General features: G+C 45.9%; 15 protein-coding genes and 2 tRNA genes. 2 read left to right on the top strand and 15 right to left on the bottom strand.

Annotation, left to right across the window (positions count from 1 at the left end):
- Positions 1-9 precede the first annotated feature (9 nt).
- The 4 genes from ACUTVW_RS09155 to ACUTVW_RS09140 all read right to left on the bottom strand — a co-directional run bounded on the left by ACUTVW_RS09155 (position 10) and on the right by ACUTVW_RS09140 (position 3522).
- Entirely contained in the window at positions 10-969 is a 960-nt protein-coding gene (locus tag ACUTVW_RS09155; RefSeq protein WP_445645511.1) for a cation diffusion facilitator family transporter, read from the bottom strand.
- Between the two features lie 73 nt (positions 970-1042).
- Complete coding sequence (gene secF, locus ACUTVW_RS09150; protein WP_445645510.1) at positions 1043-1951, bottom strand: protein translocase subunit SecF; 909 nt, start codon at positions 1949-1951, stop codon at positions 1043-1045.
- The gene (secD, locus tag ACUTVW_RS09145) at positions 1941-3191 is read right to left on the bottom strand and encodes a protein translocase subunit SecD (RefSeq protein WP_445645509.1); all 1251 of its coding nucleotides are present in this window, start codon (positions 3189-3191) and stop codon (positions 1941-1943) included. Before secD ends, secF begins: the two co-directional genes overlap by 11 nt.
- 91 nt (positions 3192-3282) lie before the next feature.
- Positions 3283-3522, bottom strand: coding sequence for a post-transcriptional regulator (locus ACUTVW_RS09140; RefSeq protein WP_036617497.1), 240 nt, complete (start codon positions 3520-3522; stop codon positions 3283-3285).
- Between the two features lie 249 nt (positions 3523-3771).
- On the opposite strand from ACUTVW_RS09140, the gene ACUTVW_RS09135 reads away from it, so the two are divergent.
- Positions 3772-5415 carry a putative polysaccharide biosynthesis protein gene (locus ACUTVW_RS09135; protein WP_445645508.1) on the top strand — a complete coding sequence of 548 codons (1644 nt, stop codon included), beginning with the start codon at positions 3772-3774 and terminating at the stop codon, positions 5413-5415.
- 2 nt (positions 5416-5417) lie between these two features.
- Here ACUTVW_RS09135 and ACUTVW_RS09130 read toward each other — a convergent pair whose 3' ends face one another.
- Positions 5418-6164 carry a YetF domain-containing protein gene (locus ACUTVW_RS09130; protein ID WP_445645507.1) on the bottom strand — a complete coding sequence of 249 codons (747 nt, stop codon included), beginning with the start codon at positions 6162-6164 and terminating at the stop codon, positions 5418-5420.
- Positions 6165-6345: 181 nt separating this feature from the next.
- Between ACUTVW_RS09130 and ACUTVW_RS09125 the strand changes: the two genes are divergently transcribed.
- Complete coding sequence (locus ACUTVW_RS09125) at positions 6346-6741, top strand: TIGR04086 family membrane protein (RefSeq protein WP_445645506.1); 396 nt, start codon at positions 6346-6348, stop codon at positions 6739-6741.
- Between the two features lie 89 nt (positions 6742-6830).
- On the opposite strand, the gene yajC is transcribed toward ACUTVW_RS09125, so the two are convergent.
- From yajC to ACUTVW_RS09075, 10 genes are all read right to left on the bottom strand, one after another.
- Positions 6831-7142: a preprotein translocase subunit YajC gene (yajC, locus tag ACUTVW_RS09120; RefSeq protein ID WP_441924757.1), complete on the bottom strand. Its 312-nt coding sequence runs from the start codon at positions 7140-7142 to the stop codon at positions 6831-6833.
- 67 nt (positions 7143-7209) lie between these two features.
- Positions 7210-8346 carry a tRNA guanosine(34) transglycosylase Tgt gene (gene tgt / locus ACUTVW_RS09115; protein WP_445645505.1) on the bottom strand — a complete coding sequence of 379 codons (1137 nt, stop codon included), beginning with the start codon at positions 8344-8346 and terminating at the stop codon, positions 7210-7212.
- A 33-nt stretch (positions 8347-8379) separates the two neighbouring features.
- Positions 8380-9408: a tRNA preQ1(34) S-adenosylmethionine ribosyltransferase-isomerase QueA gene (gene queA / locus ACUTVW_RS09110; protein ID WP_445645504.1), complete on the bottom strand. Its 1029-nt coding sequence runs from the start codon at positions 9406-9408 to the stop codon at positions 8380-8382.
- A gap of 33 nt (positions 9409-9441) precedes the next feature.
- Positions 9442-11544: a SpoIID/LytB domain-containing protein gene (locus tag ACUTVW_RS09105; RefSeq protein ID WP_445645503.1), complete on the bottom strand. Its 2103-nt coding sequence runs from the start codon at positions 11542-11544 to the stop codon at positions 9442-9444.
- 154 nt (positions 11545-11698) lie between these two features.
- Entirely contained in the window at positions 11699-12709 is a 1011-nt protein-coding gene (gene ruvB, locus ACUTVW_RS09100) for a Holliday junction branch migration DNA helicase RuvB (protein WP_434749742.1), read from the bottom strand.
- Positions 12710-12765: 56 nt separating this feature from the next.
- Complete coding sequence (gene ruvA, locus ACUTVW_RS09095) at positions 12766-13380, bottom strand: Holliday junction branch migration protein RuvA (protein ID WP_445645502.1); 615 nt, start codon at positions 13378-13380, stop codon at positions 12766-12768.
- The gene (gene ruvC / locus ACUTVW_RS09090) at positions 13377-13880 is read right to left on the bottom strand and encodes a crossover junction endodeoxyribonuclease RuvC (RefSeq protein WP_293199922.1); all 504 of its coding nucleotides are present in this window, start codon (positions 13878-13880) and stop codon (positions 13377-13379) included. The genes ruvA and ruvC overlap by 4 nt, the downstream gene beginning before the upstream one ends.
- A gap of 278 nt (positions 13881-14158) precedes the next feature.
- Positions 14159-14851 (bottom strand): BofC C-terminal domain-containing protein, encoded by a 693-nt coding sequence (locus tag ACUTVW_RS09085; protein ID WP_445645501.1) that lies wholly within the window; start codon positions 14849-14851, stop codon positions 14159-14161.
- Positions 14852-15038: 187 nt separating this feature from the next.
- Positions 15039-15112, bottom strand: a tRNA-Pro gene (locus ACUTVW_RS09080).
- 7 nt (positions 15113-15119) lie between these two features.
- Positions 15120-15198, bottom strand: a tRNA-Leu gene (locus ACUTVW_RS09075).
- Positions 15199-15209 lie beyond the last annotated feature (11 nt).

Here is a 15209-nt window from a genome sequence, read left to right as displayed (position 1 = left end):
CTTGCGCCATTACTGAATTAATGTCGCTTCATGATCGGGCAGTTCATGATTGGATTTATAAGGATATCCGGGATCATAAGGTATGGCCTGGATCTGAACTTCTTTTACATGACTAAAACGTGTTAACAGCAATGTCTTTGCCCGATTTGCAATTTCTTGAGCCTCTAATATGGAGATTCTGGGATTCACACTAATGACCAATTCGATAGTCACATCATGTTCTTGCTCCCGTGCAACCAAATGTTCAATGGTGATAATGCCGTATACCCGTTGTACGGTTTCCTTGTAGTCGGTAGCATCTTCCTGCTCCAGTTCTTGAATCAGTGAACCGTATACCGTATCTACAATCATTCTGTATCCTTTATACAAAATGAAGCCAGAAGCAATGATCGCAGCAGTTGGATCAAGATACAGCAGCAGGCTCACCCCCGTCTCTTCCCCTGCCATCGCGCCGATGATGCCAATTAAAACGGTAAGCGAACAATATAGTGCACGCCGGTGTTGCAGCGCATATGACATTGCCTGGGACTGACTCCGTTTACGGAAATATCGGTACTGAAATTGAAATATAGCTTCCTTTACAGCCAGAGCTGCAACAGCTATCAAAAGAACAGACTTGCCCGGTGCTTCGAGTTCACCGCTGGATAAACTACTTAATGCGGAAATCGCCAGCTGCAGGCCTCCCATTAGAATAAGCACCGCTAACAGAACCGTCATGCCAGGTTTTGCAGCCCTTGCATGTTCTTTGAGGCGTTCCTTGTGTACTTTGGCTTTTGAATGTACAGACCTAGAGGGAAAAAGGGCAACCAGAGAAGAGGCGGCTTCCGATGCAGAATATAAGCCATCGGCCAGCAAAGACTTGCTGTTCGCCATGTATCCTACTCCTGTTTTGATGACTGCAAGTGCCATGTTTCCGACGATACCGCTCCATGTAGCCGCGTATGCGGACCGACCCGCTTCTCTTGTCATGTTGATTCCCCCTTAATTCTGTACTTAACGCTGCAAAACCGCGCCTGGCAGACGCGGCTTTACATTTCGATGTTTAGTTAGAAGCTTTTGCCGCTGCTTTTGGCTTGTCGGCCTGCTTACTTTTGAGTGTGAACCATAACGGAGCTGCAATGAAAATGGAAGAATACGCTCCAAAAAATGTACCGATCACCATCGCAAGAGAGAACATACGGATGGACTCGCCACCAAAGATAAACAAGCAGAGGGAAGCGATAAACACAGTGAATGTTGTGTTTAAGGAACGAGTCATCGTTTGAGCCAAACTATGATTCACCACTTCGCGAAGATCAGCTTTCGTTGACTTTTTAGCGAAACGAAGATTCTCGCGAATCCGGTCAAATATTACAATTGTATCATTAATAGAGAAGCCGACAATTGTAAGAACAGCCGTAATAAATGTCAAATTCACTTCAAGTCGGAAGATAGAAAACACACTGATGACTACAAAAGCATCATGGAAAATGGATACGACCGCAGCCAATGCAAACCGCCATTCAAAGCGAATCGCAACATAGATCATAATCCCGATACTTGCAATGAGAACGGCATAAATCGCGTTGCGCTCCAGTTCCTTCGCCATCTCTGGGTCAACGGTGTTGACCTCATAAGAAGCTTTGGAATCCAACTTGCTGAATTCCTGTTTGAATTTACTTTCTTGCTTTTCATCCAGTACGTTGGAGAAGCGAACATTGACCCGATCCGCACCTGGAGTGATGTGAACATCACCTTCTTTGACATCCATATCCTTAATTATTGGGTTAATCTGTTCCGTTGTAATGGCTTTGGATACTGTAATATCCACGTTGGAGCCTGATTTAAAATCAACCGCATAGTTAAGTCCCAACCAGAGAACACTGACAATCCCAAGCACGGTTATAATAATCGAAAAAATATAGGCAAATTTGCTACCTTTTACGTAATCATAATTCCAATTAAAGCGCACGAATTTCACTCTCCTTCACTCCGAAATACTTAGGCTTCTTGACCACGTTACCCCGTACAAGCAGGACTAACAGGAAGCGGGAGAAGAAAATATTCGTGATAATACTGGTCACAATATCGAAAATCAGTACGAGTGCAAATCCTTTAACCGCACCGGTACCCAGGAAGAACATCACAGCTGCTGCGATAATCGTCGTGATATTGGAATCGATAATCGTACGGAAGGAGTGTTTGCCTCCCGCTTTAACGGACGACAGAATCGATTTACCGCTTCGCATCTCTTCCTTGATCCGTTCGTACGTAATGATATTTGCATCAACCGCCATACCTATACCCAGGATAAAGGCTGCGATACCCGGAAGGGTAAGCACAAAATCTCCAAGATAGAAAATGGCAAGTACTAACCATGTATGAGTGATCAGTGCAAAGCTCGCGATGATACCCGGTATGCGATACAGTCCGATCATGAAGATCAGAATGATGACAGAGCCAATCAAACCGGCTTTGATCGTCTGATCCAGCGACAATTTACCAAGAGTTGCCCCTACACTTTGGGAGTATTTCTCCGTAAGTTTCAACGGCAGTGCACCAAGGTTAATCGTATCACGAAGCTGATTCGCTTCTTCACGTGTATAATTACCCGAGATTTGTGCTGATCCATCCGTCAGTTGCTGTTTAACTTCTGGTGCAGAAAGCAACGTATCGTCCAGATAAATCGCAAGAGGTTGGTTAATCAAACGTTTCGTAATTTCAGAGAATTTCGCTTTGTCTTTGACTTTAATGTCGATCATCGGCTGGTTCAAACTTGTAAAAACAACCTTGGCCGCATTTTCAACAAACTCATTCCCGCGTAGTTCAATCTTGGTGAACTCGCCATCTTTGTCATTTGGTGCTTTACTCCGGAATGTCAGAACAGCGGGTTCTTTCATTTTGGCTCTAACCTCAGCCTCATCTGTAACCCCTGCCAGTTTCAACCGAATCCGGTTGTTTCCTTCTGTAGTTACTTCCGGCTCGCTTGTTCCGAGCGCATTGGCACGGCTTTCGAGGCTTTTGGCTGTTTGCACCAAGGAAGCTTTGCTGAGTTGTTGCCCTGCTTCGAGCGGCTCTGCTTCATATAAAATCTCGTAGCCTCCTTTTAAATCAAGGCCCAATTTTATATTTTTGAGCAGCTCCGGGCTTGTACCCACCATAACCCCTGTGGTGACAAGCACGACCAGAATGAAACTGATAATTCTTTTCATGCCGTTCCTAGATCCCCTTTCGTTCTCAATATTCCTATTATAGCGATGCCGTAAAAAGCAGTCAATTTTCAACAAAAAAGATCCCTTTCGTCTAGAAAGAGGACCCCCGGTATGCAGACACCGTCATAAAGTTCATAAAGCTTGTTGCTTTCAGTGACAATATGTCGTTCACCAGTTGGTGAAGCGGTGGAATACCCTGTTTTTCGTATTTATGACTGACGCAATTCCATACATCTTTGCTGGTGACATATTCGTAACCGACAAGCCTTAATTCTTCCGCCTTACTTCGGCAGAGCATCTCTATTGACTGTTCCAACTCCACATCATTCATTTCTTCCAACGGGGAGCCTCCCTTCGTACATCCGAGCCTTTATGCGGCACCAATACTACATCATTCGACCTTACCCGATCATATTCCTTCTTGCTGGTTATGGTTCTTTTTGTTAATCGTGTCCAAGTTGTCATGAGATGATGAAAGACCGGCATAGGATGAAGTACAACGGCTTTGTCCCATTAATGAGAATAACCAGTACCTTCAATGAGGATAACCTGTACCTTCAACCGGGAAAGAGGGGTAGTTTTGAAGAAACAGACATTTATTCAGGGGGCCATGATCCTGCTCGCGGCAGGCATTATCAACCGGATTCTCGGCTTCATTCCACGGATTGCACTGCCACGAGTCATCGGTGCAGAGGGTGTAGGCATCTATCAACTGAGCTATCCCTTTTTCATCGTGCTGGTGACGCTGATTACCGGTGGTATCCCTCTAGCTGTGGCCAAGCTTGTCGCGGAAGCTGAAACGGGTGCCAACCGTTATTCGCCCCAACGTATTTTGCAAATCAGCCTTAGCTTCACACTCACTCTCGGAGTCGTCTTTATGTTTTTATGCATCTTGTTTGCCCCCTGGATCACCCAATACGTCCTGACGGATGAGCGGGTATATCATACGTTTGTCAGCATGAGCCCCATGATTGCTATTATTGCTGTTTCAGCGGTATACAGGGGGTACTTCCAGGGCAAGCAAAATATGATGCCTACAGCCATCTCATCCATAACCGAAACGATTATCCGTATCGTTTGTGTCATCTGGTTTGCATGGCTACTATTGCCAAAAGGAATTGAACATGCGGCCGCTGGGGCAATGCTCGGTGCCATGGTCGGGGAACTGGGCGGCATGCTGGTTCTCCTGTGGAATTATGCAAGATTTAGAAAGGAGCCGCCCCTTACTCATCGTACGGAGCCTGCCCCATCTCCTTCATCGAAGTCTGTGAGAGAAGCCCCGTCCAATACGGAGGAGAACGAGGAGTTCTCTGCAGCGGCCCCTTCTCAGAGAGGATTAATCCGACGCTTATTGGCTATATCTGTCCCTGTTACAGCAGGTCGTCTTGTCGGTTCACTATCCTATCTTGCTGAAACGATTGTAACCGCTCAGAGTCTCGCCCTTGCCGGTATTGCCAAGGGACTAGCCACAGCACAATACGGCGCTCTCCAAGGGATGGTCATCCCGTTGCTGCTGCTTCCTGGAGCACTGACCTCTTCTCTCGCTACTTCTCTCGTACCTTCCTTGTCAGAAGCCGCTGCCCGAGGGGATCGTGCGCTTATTCATAAAAGAATGCACCAGGCTCTGCGGCTTGCTCTGGTCACCGGCGCACCATTTTCAGTCTTTATGTATGTGCTTGCCGAACCGATGTGTCTGCTGCTTTATGATGATGCATCGATTGGAAGCATGCTGAAGCTGATGGCTCCTTTTGCTTTGTTTATCTATATTCAAGCTCCGCTTCAGGCAGCGCTGCAGGCGCTTGATCGTCCAGGTAAAGCACTGCTGAATACGTTTGTCGGGGCTGTTATCAAAATCTCTTTAATTCTAATGCTGGCTTCACAGCCCGAATACGGCATTTTTGGTGCTGTCATTGCCATCTGTATTAATTCCATGATTGTGACTTTGTTACATGCACGCAGTGTGCGCCAGTTGTTAGATTTTCGCTTCAAGTTGATGGATTGGGTCAAAACAGGAGCTGGTATGTTCATTATGGGTGCTGCGACTTTGCTCATCTATGAGCACACAGCGGCCATGCTTCCATTTTGGCTAAGAATGATCATAGCCCCAGCGGTAGGCCTACTCATCTACCTTCTCATTATGGGTATCACCAAAATGATAGACTTCCATGATCTGTCCCGTGCTCCGCTCATTGGCTCATGGTTCAAACGCCGCTCCGGCAAATAATTTTATTTTTTGTCCTCCCGAGCACTGATATACAACTTGCCATTGTGGTCGATCGAACATATAAACACATTTTTGAAATCCGTAATGCCTTTTTGCTGAATTTGATTTTTCAACCAGAAACGCGTTTTCTCAATCATCTCCAGATTCTCATCCTGCACCTTCCCATCCATAATTAGCGGCACCGGTAGGCCTTCATACTTGATACTAGGGAAGCCTTGCAATTTAATATTACCTTTTTGACTTGATGACGAATTTCCAGAACTGGAACCGGAAGAACTGCTTCCTGAACTTTGATCTTTCGGAAACACAGTAAGCTTGCCCGTTGTCTCTAGCAAAGCAAAATCCACATCTCCAATGCTATCAATATTCTGTTCCCGTAATTGCAGCAGCAGATCATCCAGATTATAACGTTGCTTGCGCATTTCATCCCGATGAAGCTTACCTTTTGAGATTAGAACCGTGGGCTTCCCATCAATCATCAAACGAAGCTTTCGACTTTTTAGACCGACATAGGCCATACCAATCTGCATAATAATGACGGTCAGCATTGGCGCAATACCATGAGACAACGGCTTTTTAATATCCTCAATGACAAAAGCAGCCATCTCCGCAAGCATAATCGACACGACAAGATCAAACATGGACAGTTTACCGATCTCACGCTTGCCCATAACGCGGATTGCGCAATATACCAGAAAATACATGAGTACGGTTCGAAATATGTGTGGGCCGATATCAGTGAAATTCATAACAGGGACCTCCTTCGAATTTCAGCATGTGGACAGATATCTGAAGTGCAATCCCTATTTTGACCTGAACCTGACATGCTCATACAGAAATAATCCGTTCATTTAATGGAAATCAGTTCATAAGTCAGAAGGCTTGACCATACACTGTAATAATTTCAAACTTGTACAAGGGGGTTGCTTCATGCAATTGATTCGCCGCTTGTTCTCATTTCGGATGTCCAATCCGATTCTGTCGGGTCTCAGTCATGCTTTTGTCTGGATGTTTATCGGCGCGTTAATTCTTTCTTTCTTCCTGTGGATGAGTGGCATGCGAGAACAGGAACTCTCCACCTACACTTATGTGGTTCATGGTTTATCATTGCTCATCGGCGGTTTCATTGCGGGCAAACGCTCTGGTGAGAAGGGTTGGTATTACGGCGGAGTTACGGGCGTTGTTTACGGTCTTCTGGTGCTGCTTATCGGTTTCCTGGCACTGGACGCATCTTTTAACTGGAAGGACAGCTTGCAGCTGATCAGCGCATTTCTGCTCTCCGCTCTTGGCGGCATCTTTGGTGTAAACACACAGCGTTCATCGTAATTTACTCCCATAAAAAAGAGAACCGGATCTGCTCAGATCCGATTCTCTGTTCGGGAATATGCGGGTGCATATTCTCATCATCTATCCAATTATTCAGCCGTTTCACGACTTACTGCACTGCTGATCGCATTCCGGTCAAACGTAAGCTTGGTAACATCGTTAACACGCAATACCACTACGTCGTCCGTAATTTCAGCAATCGTGCCGTGTAATCCACCGATCGTTACAATTTTATCGCCTTTTTTCAACTGGCCCAGCATTGCATTACGCGCCTTTTGCTTTTTGTTCTGTGGACGAATCATTAGGAAGTAGAAAATCGCTACCATCAATACCAAAGGTACGACCAATGAAAAAATTCCACCACCAGGATTTGCAGCTTGAGCAGTCATTGCTTGAAACATCAAAACTCCCCCTTATCGACTATACATACAGATATTGCTTGTTACATTGGCTCCGCAAAAACCTCAATCAGAAACCTCTGTCATTGTCATGCAGACCATATTGATCGAAAAATTCATCCCGGAAATCAAGCAAACGATCTTCCATTATGGCTTTGCGCACATTGCGCATCAAGTTCTGTAGGAAATGAAGATTATGGATCGTTGTCAGACGCAAGCCAAACGTTTCATCTGCTTTGATCAGATGGCGCAAGTACGCTCTGGAATAGTTGCGGCAAGTGTAGCAATCGCATTCCGGATCAAGCGGCCCAAAATCGGTTGCAAACTTGGCATTGCGAACGACCAGACGCCCCTGGCTTGTCATCGTTGTTCCGTTACGGGCAATTCGGGTCGGCAGCACACAGTCAAACATGTCCACTCCACGAATCGATCCCTCAATCAATGCATCGGGCGAACCTACCCCCATCAAATACCGTGGTTTATTAGAAGGCAGCAAAGGCACCGTATAATCCAATACACCATACATCAAATGTTTCGGTTCTCCAACACTCAGTCCACCAATAGCATACCCCGGGAAATCCATGGAAGTCAAATCAGCCGCGCTTTGACGTCGGAGGTCCTCATGCATGCCTCCCTGTACAATGGCAAACAAACCTTGATCATGGGGACGAGCATGACTTTCAAGACAGCGCTCTGCCCAGCGGCTTGTTCTTTCAAGTGACTTTTTAACGTATTCATATTCAGCTGGATAAGGAGGGCATTCATCAAAAGCCATCATGATATCCGATCCCAGGGCGTTCTGGATTTCCATTGCCACTTCCGGGGAAAGGAACTTTTTGTCTCCATTAAGATGGGAGCGGAAATGCACGCCCTCTTCGGTAATTTTACGCATCTCACTTAGGGAAAACACTTGGAATCCGCCACTGTCGGTCAAAATAGGCCGATCCCAGTTCATGAACTTGTGCAGACCACCAGCCTGACGGATAATTTCATGTCCTGGTCTCAGGAACAAGTGATAGGTATTACTCAAGATAATCTGAGCATCCATTTCTTTGAGTTCTTCAGGACTCATCGTTTTTACCGTTGCTTGTGTGCCTACTGGCATAAAGGTTGGTGTTTCAATGATTCCATGGGGTGTATGCACACGTCCCAGACGCGCACCGGATTGTTTACACGTTTTGATATGTTCGTACGTAATTGCTGCCATTGGTTATAATCATCCTCTAAAGTTAATCTTTTATTAATATATCAGCATCGCATCGCCAAAGCTAAAGAAACGGTATTTCTCCTTGATCGCTTCCTCGTAGGCATGCATAATATGTTCTCGACCCGCAAGTGCACTAACAAGCATCACCAGTGTTGATTTGGGCAGGTGGAAATTCGTCAGCATTCCGTCAATGATCTTGAAGGAGTATCCTGGATAGATGAAAATACTCGTCCAGCCGCTGCTTTCCTGCAACACACCATCTTCGAATTTACTGCCCACCGTCTCCAGCGTCCTGCAACTGGTCGTACCTACCGCAAAAACTTTATTGCCGCGCTGTTTGGTCTGGTTAATCAGATCGGCCGTTTCCTGTGACAAAGAATAATATTCTTCATGCATAACATGATCTTCGACTACGTCAACAGACATCGGTCTGAAGGTTCCTAGTCCAACATGAAGGGTGATAAAACCGATATTCACACCTTTAGCACGAATCTGACCCAGCAACTCATCGGTAAAGTGTAAACCTGCTGTCGGTGCGGCGGCCGAGCCTTCGTGTTTGGCATATACCGTCTGATAACGCTCACGATCATCCAGCGTCTCTTTAATATAAGGTGGCAGTGGCATTTCTCCCAAACGATCCAAAATTTCTTGAAAAATGCCGTTGTACTCAAATGTTAGCGTACGTGCTCCCATCTCGCCTACTTCATTAATGACGGCCTTTAGTTCATCACTAAACACAATGACCGAACCGGCTCTCAGCTTTTTACCTGGCTTGACCAGTGCTTCCCATTGGTCACCTTCCACGTTTTTAAGCAGAAGCACCTCGGCTTTGGCTCCCGTGTCCTCTTTGGTACCAAACAGGCGGGCAGGCAATACACGTGTATCATTCAAAATCAGTGTATCCCCCGGCTCCAGAACGTCGATAATATGAGGAAAATGGTGATGGGCAACCTCACCTGTCTCTTTATTCAAAGTAAGCAATCGAGAAGCCGTGCGATCCAGCAACGGTGTCTGAGCGATTAACTCTTCTGGTAATTCAAAATCATATAAGTTCACATTCATAATCAATTCATTCCTTAATGCAATAGTAGTCTTTTATTCCTTTACAATAACCGCATTTTGATAATAGTGTTTCAATATCGCCTGGTAATCATACCCTTCGTCAGCCATACCTTTGGCTCCCCATTGGGATAAACCAAGCCCGTGGCCATTCCCTTGACCAATAAACATAAAGGTCTGACCTTGTGTCACGGCTCTGGCTTGACCATCCGCACTCATGACAACCAGGGCACTGCTTGAAGAGGTTCCTTTGCCTGATGCAGACAATACAGATGCCCCTTGCGATCCGGTCTTGCTTACTTTTTGTCCGTCAGCGCCTAATACAGTATAACTTCCGGTTCCTGCAATATCAAATAAAGTGCTCGGTAAACCGCCTAGTGCAGAACGATAGGTATCCGCATATTTGACCAGCATTGGTTGTCCGTTAGCTGTAACTTCGAGGGCTCTTCCCGAAGGCCCACGCTTGGTTACTTCAAGCGTTGAGATGGAAGATGGAACGGCTGCGGTCGTTTTGCCTTGAAGTGTCTTAACCAGTTGTGCCGAAGTAAATGGTCCTCTCACCCATGCGTAATCATTGGATTGAGCGACTGTTGCCAATACAACAGCCTCAGTTCCAGGATTGATCTTGGCAACCGGTTCAACATTGGATTGTATGAGCGGTATAGGTCTTACGTTTGTATTTGGAGCGGTTGCGGTCACTTTGGAGAGACCCGCTTCTGTTTTGGTCGTTAATTGTTTTACATTGTCCTCACGAACATATCCACTCACACCTGAGCTCAACAGAACATGATACCAAGTATGCAGTCCGGCCTGGGCAGACTGGTCCCCCCTGCTGTCCACATTGGTAAACACGCCGGCACCGCCGTTCCATACTTCAGAAGGATGAGCAGTTTGTCCTCCGGCGTTGGAAGAAAATACGGCTTCTACAATTTTCCCACCACTTTTGATTACTTCTCCAGCCGTTGCATCCACCGCACTCGTTACTTTGTCGTTCTCGGAATTCATTCCGTTATACGCCTGACTAAGCGTTGTATCCACAACATTGGCGATCTTGAAACGCTCGCCTTGCTGAAGTGCGTAGGAACGGGCAGCAACCGCCTGCACTTTAAGTGCTTCAGCTGGCCAGGAAGAATATACTTCTGCGCCAACAACCGAGTACAAATACTGTTCCAGCGGCACAACGTTAACCAAGGCTAAATCCCCATTAACGGTGCTGATCTCCATATCTCCGCGATATGTTCGCTGGGAGCGCTCCACAACTTTTATACCGTTGCCACTACCTTGTACCATCACTTTGGAATCCTTGCCTGCGATCGTATAATGCGGAGATGTTTTAAGCGCATCCATACTCAATCCTGCATCCTGACGGATGATCAGACCTGCACTGTTTCCTACAGGAGAGAGGTTAATGCCAGCCGCACTTGCTTCCACACGCTGTTTTAATGTGGATAACTCTGCCGTAGATACGGCTTCGCCTACCCATACCGTATAGGCTTGACTGCTTCCATCCAACTGCAGTACCGGATACGCTGTGAATCCTGCTGACAGCAGATTTGCCTGCACTGCTTCTGCTTCCTGAAGAGAACTGTACGTGCCTGTTGACAGACGTTCGCTTCCTGTTACAACAGGCTTCTGTCCCGCCAATTGAGCTGCGGCTGTCTTTTGCACTCGAGTGACAGCTTGTCCTGCCAGCGCTGCTGTCCCATAATTGCCTGTGTACAGCTGATAAAGCGTTTTTCCATTAACCGTGGCTGCAAACAACAACGGTTTATCGGCAGTAGCCTGAAGCAACTTGGTTGCTGCTGTCGCTGTATTAAAATCAGCTGTCTCTAATACTTTTACGCGAAATCCATCCGCACTAAAACGTGCTTGCCCAGATGAAAGAGTTACATTTGTCCCCCCGCCGGCCTGAAGAGTCCATGCCCCTGTCGATTCAAGTGTAATCAATGGTGTCGTTGATTTATATGTGCTCCCCAAATTTGCAAACATGGCTACACGGATCAACTGTCCGTCATTACCCGCCGCATAAGCAGGCACTTGCAGACAGCTTACTGTCAACAGAGCAGCCGCCAGTACCTTCAATCGACGACTCCACTTCTTCGTGCGTATTGCTTTTCCCACAATCAGGCTCCTCTCCATGCATGTCTTTCATTTATATCGGTCAGATTCTGTTGAGATTTCAACTTCAATCTTAACGAATTCCATTTTCGACTCATATGCAAGCTATATCATCTTCGTCATTTTATTGTCCCATAGTTCTCGCATCCACAAGGTAAAGAGCAGAAGCCAAGCCTTACTTACCGTCCCTTGGCGGAACAGGCAAACCAAGATGGTGATAGGCCAAATCGGTTACGACTCTTCCTCTCGGCGTACGCTGAATCATACCGATCTGTAGCAAATATGGTTCATATACGTCCTCAATCGTCTGAGATTCTTCCCCAATCGTAGCCGCAATCGTATCCAGTCCAACGGGGCCTCCCCGAAAGCTGTTAATCATAGATTTGAGCATCTTATGGTCGATTTCGTCTAATCCGCGTGGATCAATCTGCAGGCGTTGCAATGCCTCTTCTGCCAGCACTTGCGTAATTATGCCGTCACCACGTACTTGTGCAAAATCACGTACTCGTTTCAACAAACGGTTGGCAATCCGTGGTGTACCGCGTGAACGCAGAGCTATCTCTTCCGCCGCATCCCCAACGATCTCTACACCCAGAATCTCAGTGGACCGTGAAACGATGTACGCAAGTTCATCAACGGTATAAAACTCCAGACGACTGATGACCCCAAAACGGTCACGAAGCGGAGCAGACAGAAGCCCTGCGCGCGTCGTTGCTCCAATCAATGTAAATGAAGGCAAGTCCAACCGAACGGAACGCGCACTTGGCCCTTTGCCGATCATAATATCCAGAGCAGAGTCCTCCATCGCCGGATACATGACCTCTTCTACAGTACGATGAAGCCGATGAATCTCGTCAATAAATAGTACATCCCCTTCTTGCAGATTAGTCAGCAAAGCCGCCAGGTCACCTGGACGTTCAATTGCAGGTCCAGAAGTTGTTCTCAGATTTACGCCGAGTTCGTTAGCAATAATATTAGCGAGTGTTGTTTTACCAAGTCCCGGAGGACCATATAACAGCACATGATCCAGTGCTTCATTCCGTAACTTAGCAGCTTCAATATATATTTTAAGATTTTCCTTCACCTGATTTTGTCCAATATATTCATTCAAATATCGGGGACGAAGGCTTAATTCGACATTCTGGTCCTCCATCATCAGGTTAGCGGATATAATCCGATCATCCATGTTTTTCCCACCCTTTTCTTGCAGGTTGCAACTCTAGTACGACTACAGAAAATAAATTATCCCGTAAATAACATCTGCAGTGCCCGCTTCATCAACACATCCACAGAATCTGCGGTTGTCACATCTTTTTTCAGCTTGAGCCATACTTTGTCCAGTTCACTATCCGTATATCCAAGTGCCTTCAGACCTTCACGCGCCTCGTCCCATGCAGAACCGCTTCCAACCTCTTCGGATGGAGGTGCAAAAAGACCTGTTTCATACGCTGCCATACCGAAACCGTCCAGTTTGTCCTTCAGATCCAGGATCATCCGCTGTGCTGTTTTCTTACCGATGCCTGGCAGTTTCGTGAGAAATGTCAGATTCTCCTGATAAATGGCTGTGACCACATGATCAGGCGTGCCTCCGGCAAGAATACCTAACGCCACTTTTGGCCCAATACCAGATACTTCAATCAATTTGCGGAACAAACGCTGCTCCTCTCGCGTCACAAATCCAAACAACAGCATCGCATCTTCACGCACATGGTGATGGGTATATACGATAATTTCGCCTTCCTGCTTGGCAAACGCATAGGGGTTCGGGCAGAACACACGATAACCTACCCCGTGAACATCCAACACAATATAATCACTTTCGACATGTATGAACTGTCCTCTTAAAAAATCAATCATTTTCGCAATACCTCATTCAACTTGGAATTTAGTGTATAAGAATGTGCATGACAAACAGCAACAGCCAGTGCATCTGCAACGTCATCCGGTTTAGGCACAACCTGCAGGCGAAGGAACATTTTGACCATCTCCTGCACTTGTTTTTTCTCCGCCTTGCCATATCCTACAATGGCCTGTTTGATCTGCATCGGAGTATACTCCGCAATTGGCAGACCTTTCTGGGCAGCTGCAAGGATCATAACCCCTCTAGCCTGGCTGACAGACATCGCTGTTGTTACGTTCCGGTTAAAAAAGAGCTTCTCCAGTGCAACGGCATCCGGTTTATATTTATCAATCAGCTGCACCATGCCCTCATATACGTGAAGGAGTCGCTCCTCGTCAGGAGTATGAGCCTCCGTCTGAATACATCCATATTGTACGGGCACAACTTTGCTCCCGATCTTATCCACAAAACCAAACCCCACAATCGCAATCCCCGGGTCAATTCCCAAAAAACGCAAAACCATCTCTCCCTTACAAAAGCGAACATATGTATCGTTCATTTCATTATAACAAAAGATAGCCTTTGCGGCAGGAAAAACTTTGTCTATGATAAACCTTGTTATATTTCGTGCACATTCCGCAAAATTCTTGTTCTATACAGACGGCTGGCTATCTTCAAAAACGAAAAAGAGGACATCCGTACGATGTCCTCTGCCTTAGAAATTTTGTTCTTTATGTTTTATCAATATGTGTGCTTTATTCTATAACGTTAAACTTATATTCCTTATCTCGTTGTTTACCCGCCATTTTGAAGCAAGCGATGTCTTTCATCTACAGCAAAGTCACTAAATGTCGAGATCACACTATCATACTCCTCTTTATCCTGAATACGAATACCTTCTTGCAATTGCTCTAGCACTCCTTCAGGCAGTGAGCTTTCCAGTGTACCTACATCGAGTTGGAAAAATGTCCGAATAACGTTTTCTTCAGCCGGTTTGCCCTCATACAAATTGAGATTACCGGCCGCATCTATACTAATGTATGCTTGTTGTTTACATATCGGTGAAAGATCATTCACGCTTTGATTCAGAAGTAAGGTATCCGATGAAGTAACCTTTGCCTCCCATTCCGGATGTTGAGCGAGTAGTGTTTTTAATTGAGCAATATCCATTCTGCCCAATTGCTCAGACTCCACACCGCAAATATATTTAGTTTGCAGAACGACACGTATTAACTCACTTCCCTCGGTTTCAAGCTGTTCTATAAGCACCTGAATCTCCTGTGCAGATCGTTTCTCCTGTTTGACGGTGCCCATAACACTTACGGCTTCTCCAAAATTGGTAGTTAATAAACGCTCAACTGCTGCAGAAATCGATAAACCTTGGTATGCCAATATCGTAACCGCGCAGATAGCAACAGTCATCCACAATGTTCGTTTCCATCTCCGCCATCGCTTCTTTAATTGTTTTTTGAAGCTGAACCTGTTCACATAGACCCCTTCAATCACTTTTTTAAACCTATTGTGACCTATTGGATAAACCTTTATGCAAAACCCACTCTCATTGAATTGCTACAAGTCTTGAGCGATGAATGACAATCAATGAAGAACCCCAATTTATATGCTTTTATTTAAAAACAAAAAAAACACTATCTAATAAGATAGTGTTTTTTAGGAATCGGGATGACACGATTTGAACATGCGACCCCCTGGTCCCAAACCAGGTGCTCTACCAAGCTGAGCTACATCCCGTTATATATACCGGCGAGAGGACTCGAACCTCCACGGTTTCCCACTCGATTTTGAGTCGAGCGCGTCTGCCATTCCGCCACGCCGGCAAACTATTAAA

This window comes from Paenibacillus sp. TSA_86.1, from assembly GCF_052691815.1.
This window is presented reverse-complemented; position numbering and strand designations above follow the sequence as displayed.

Excerpts from the sequence above, each read along its gene's own strand:
- ACUTVW_RS09155 (WP_445645511.1), bottom strand. The coding sequence starts at position 969 with ATGACAAGAGAAGCGGGTCGGTCCGCATACGCGGCTACATGGAGCGGT.
- secD (WP_445645509.1), bottom strand. The coding sequence starts at position 3,191 with ATGAAAAGAATTATCAGTTTCATTCTGGTCGTGCTTGTCACCACAGGG.
- ACUTVW_RS09140 (WP_036617497.1), bottom strand. The coding sequence starts at position 3,522 with ATGAATGATGTGGAGTTGGAACAGTCAATAGAGATGCTCTGCCGAAGT.
- ACUTVW_RS09130 (WP_445645507.1), bottom strand. The coding sequence starts at position 6,164 with ATGAATTTCACTGATATCGGCCCACACATATTTCGAACCGTACTCATG.
- ACUTVW_RS09125 (WP_445645506.1), top strand. The coding sequence starts at position 6,346 with ATGCAATTGATTCGCCGCTTGTTCTCATTTCGGATGTCCAATCCGATT.
- yajC (WP_441924757.1), bottom strand. The coding sequence starts at position 7,142 with ATGTTTCAAGCAATGACTGCTCAAGCTGCAAATCCTGGTGGTGGAATT.
- tgt (WP_445645505.1), bottom strand. The coding sequence starts at position 8,346 with ATGGCAGCAATTACGTACGAACATATCAAAACGTGTAAACAATCCGGT.
- queA (WP_445645504.1), bottom strand. The coding sequence starts at position 9,408 with ATGAATGTGAACTTATATGATTTTGAATTACCAGAAGAGTTAATCGCT.
- ACUTVW_RS09105 (WP_445645503.1), bottom strand. The coding sequence starts at position 11,544 with ATGGAGAGGAGCCTGATTGTGGGAAAAGCAATACGCACGAAGAAGTGG.
- ruvB (WP_434749742.1), bottom strand. The coding sequence starts at position 12,709 with ATGGATGATCGGATTATATCCGCTAACCTGATGATGGAGGACCAGAAT.
- ruvA (WP_445645502.1), bottom strand. The coding sequence starts at position 13,380 with ATGATTGATTTTTTAAGAGGACAGTTCATACATGTCGAAAGTGATTAT.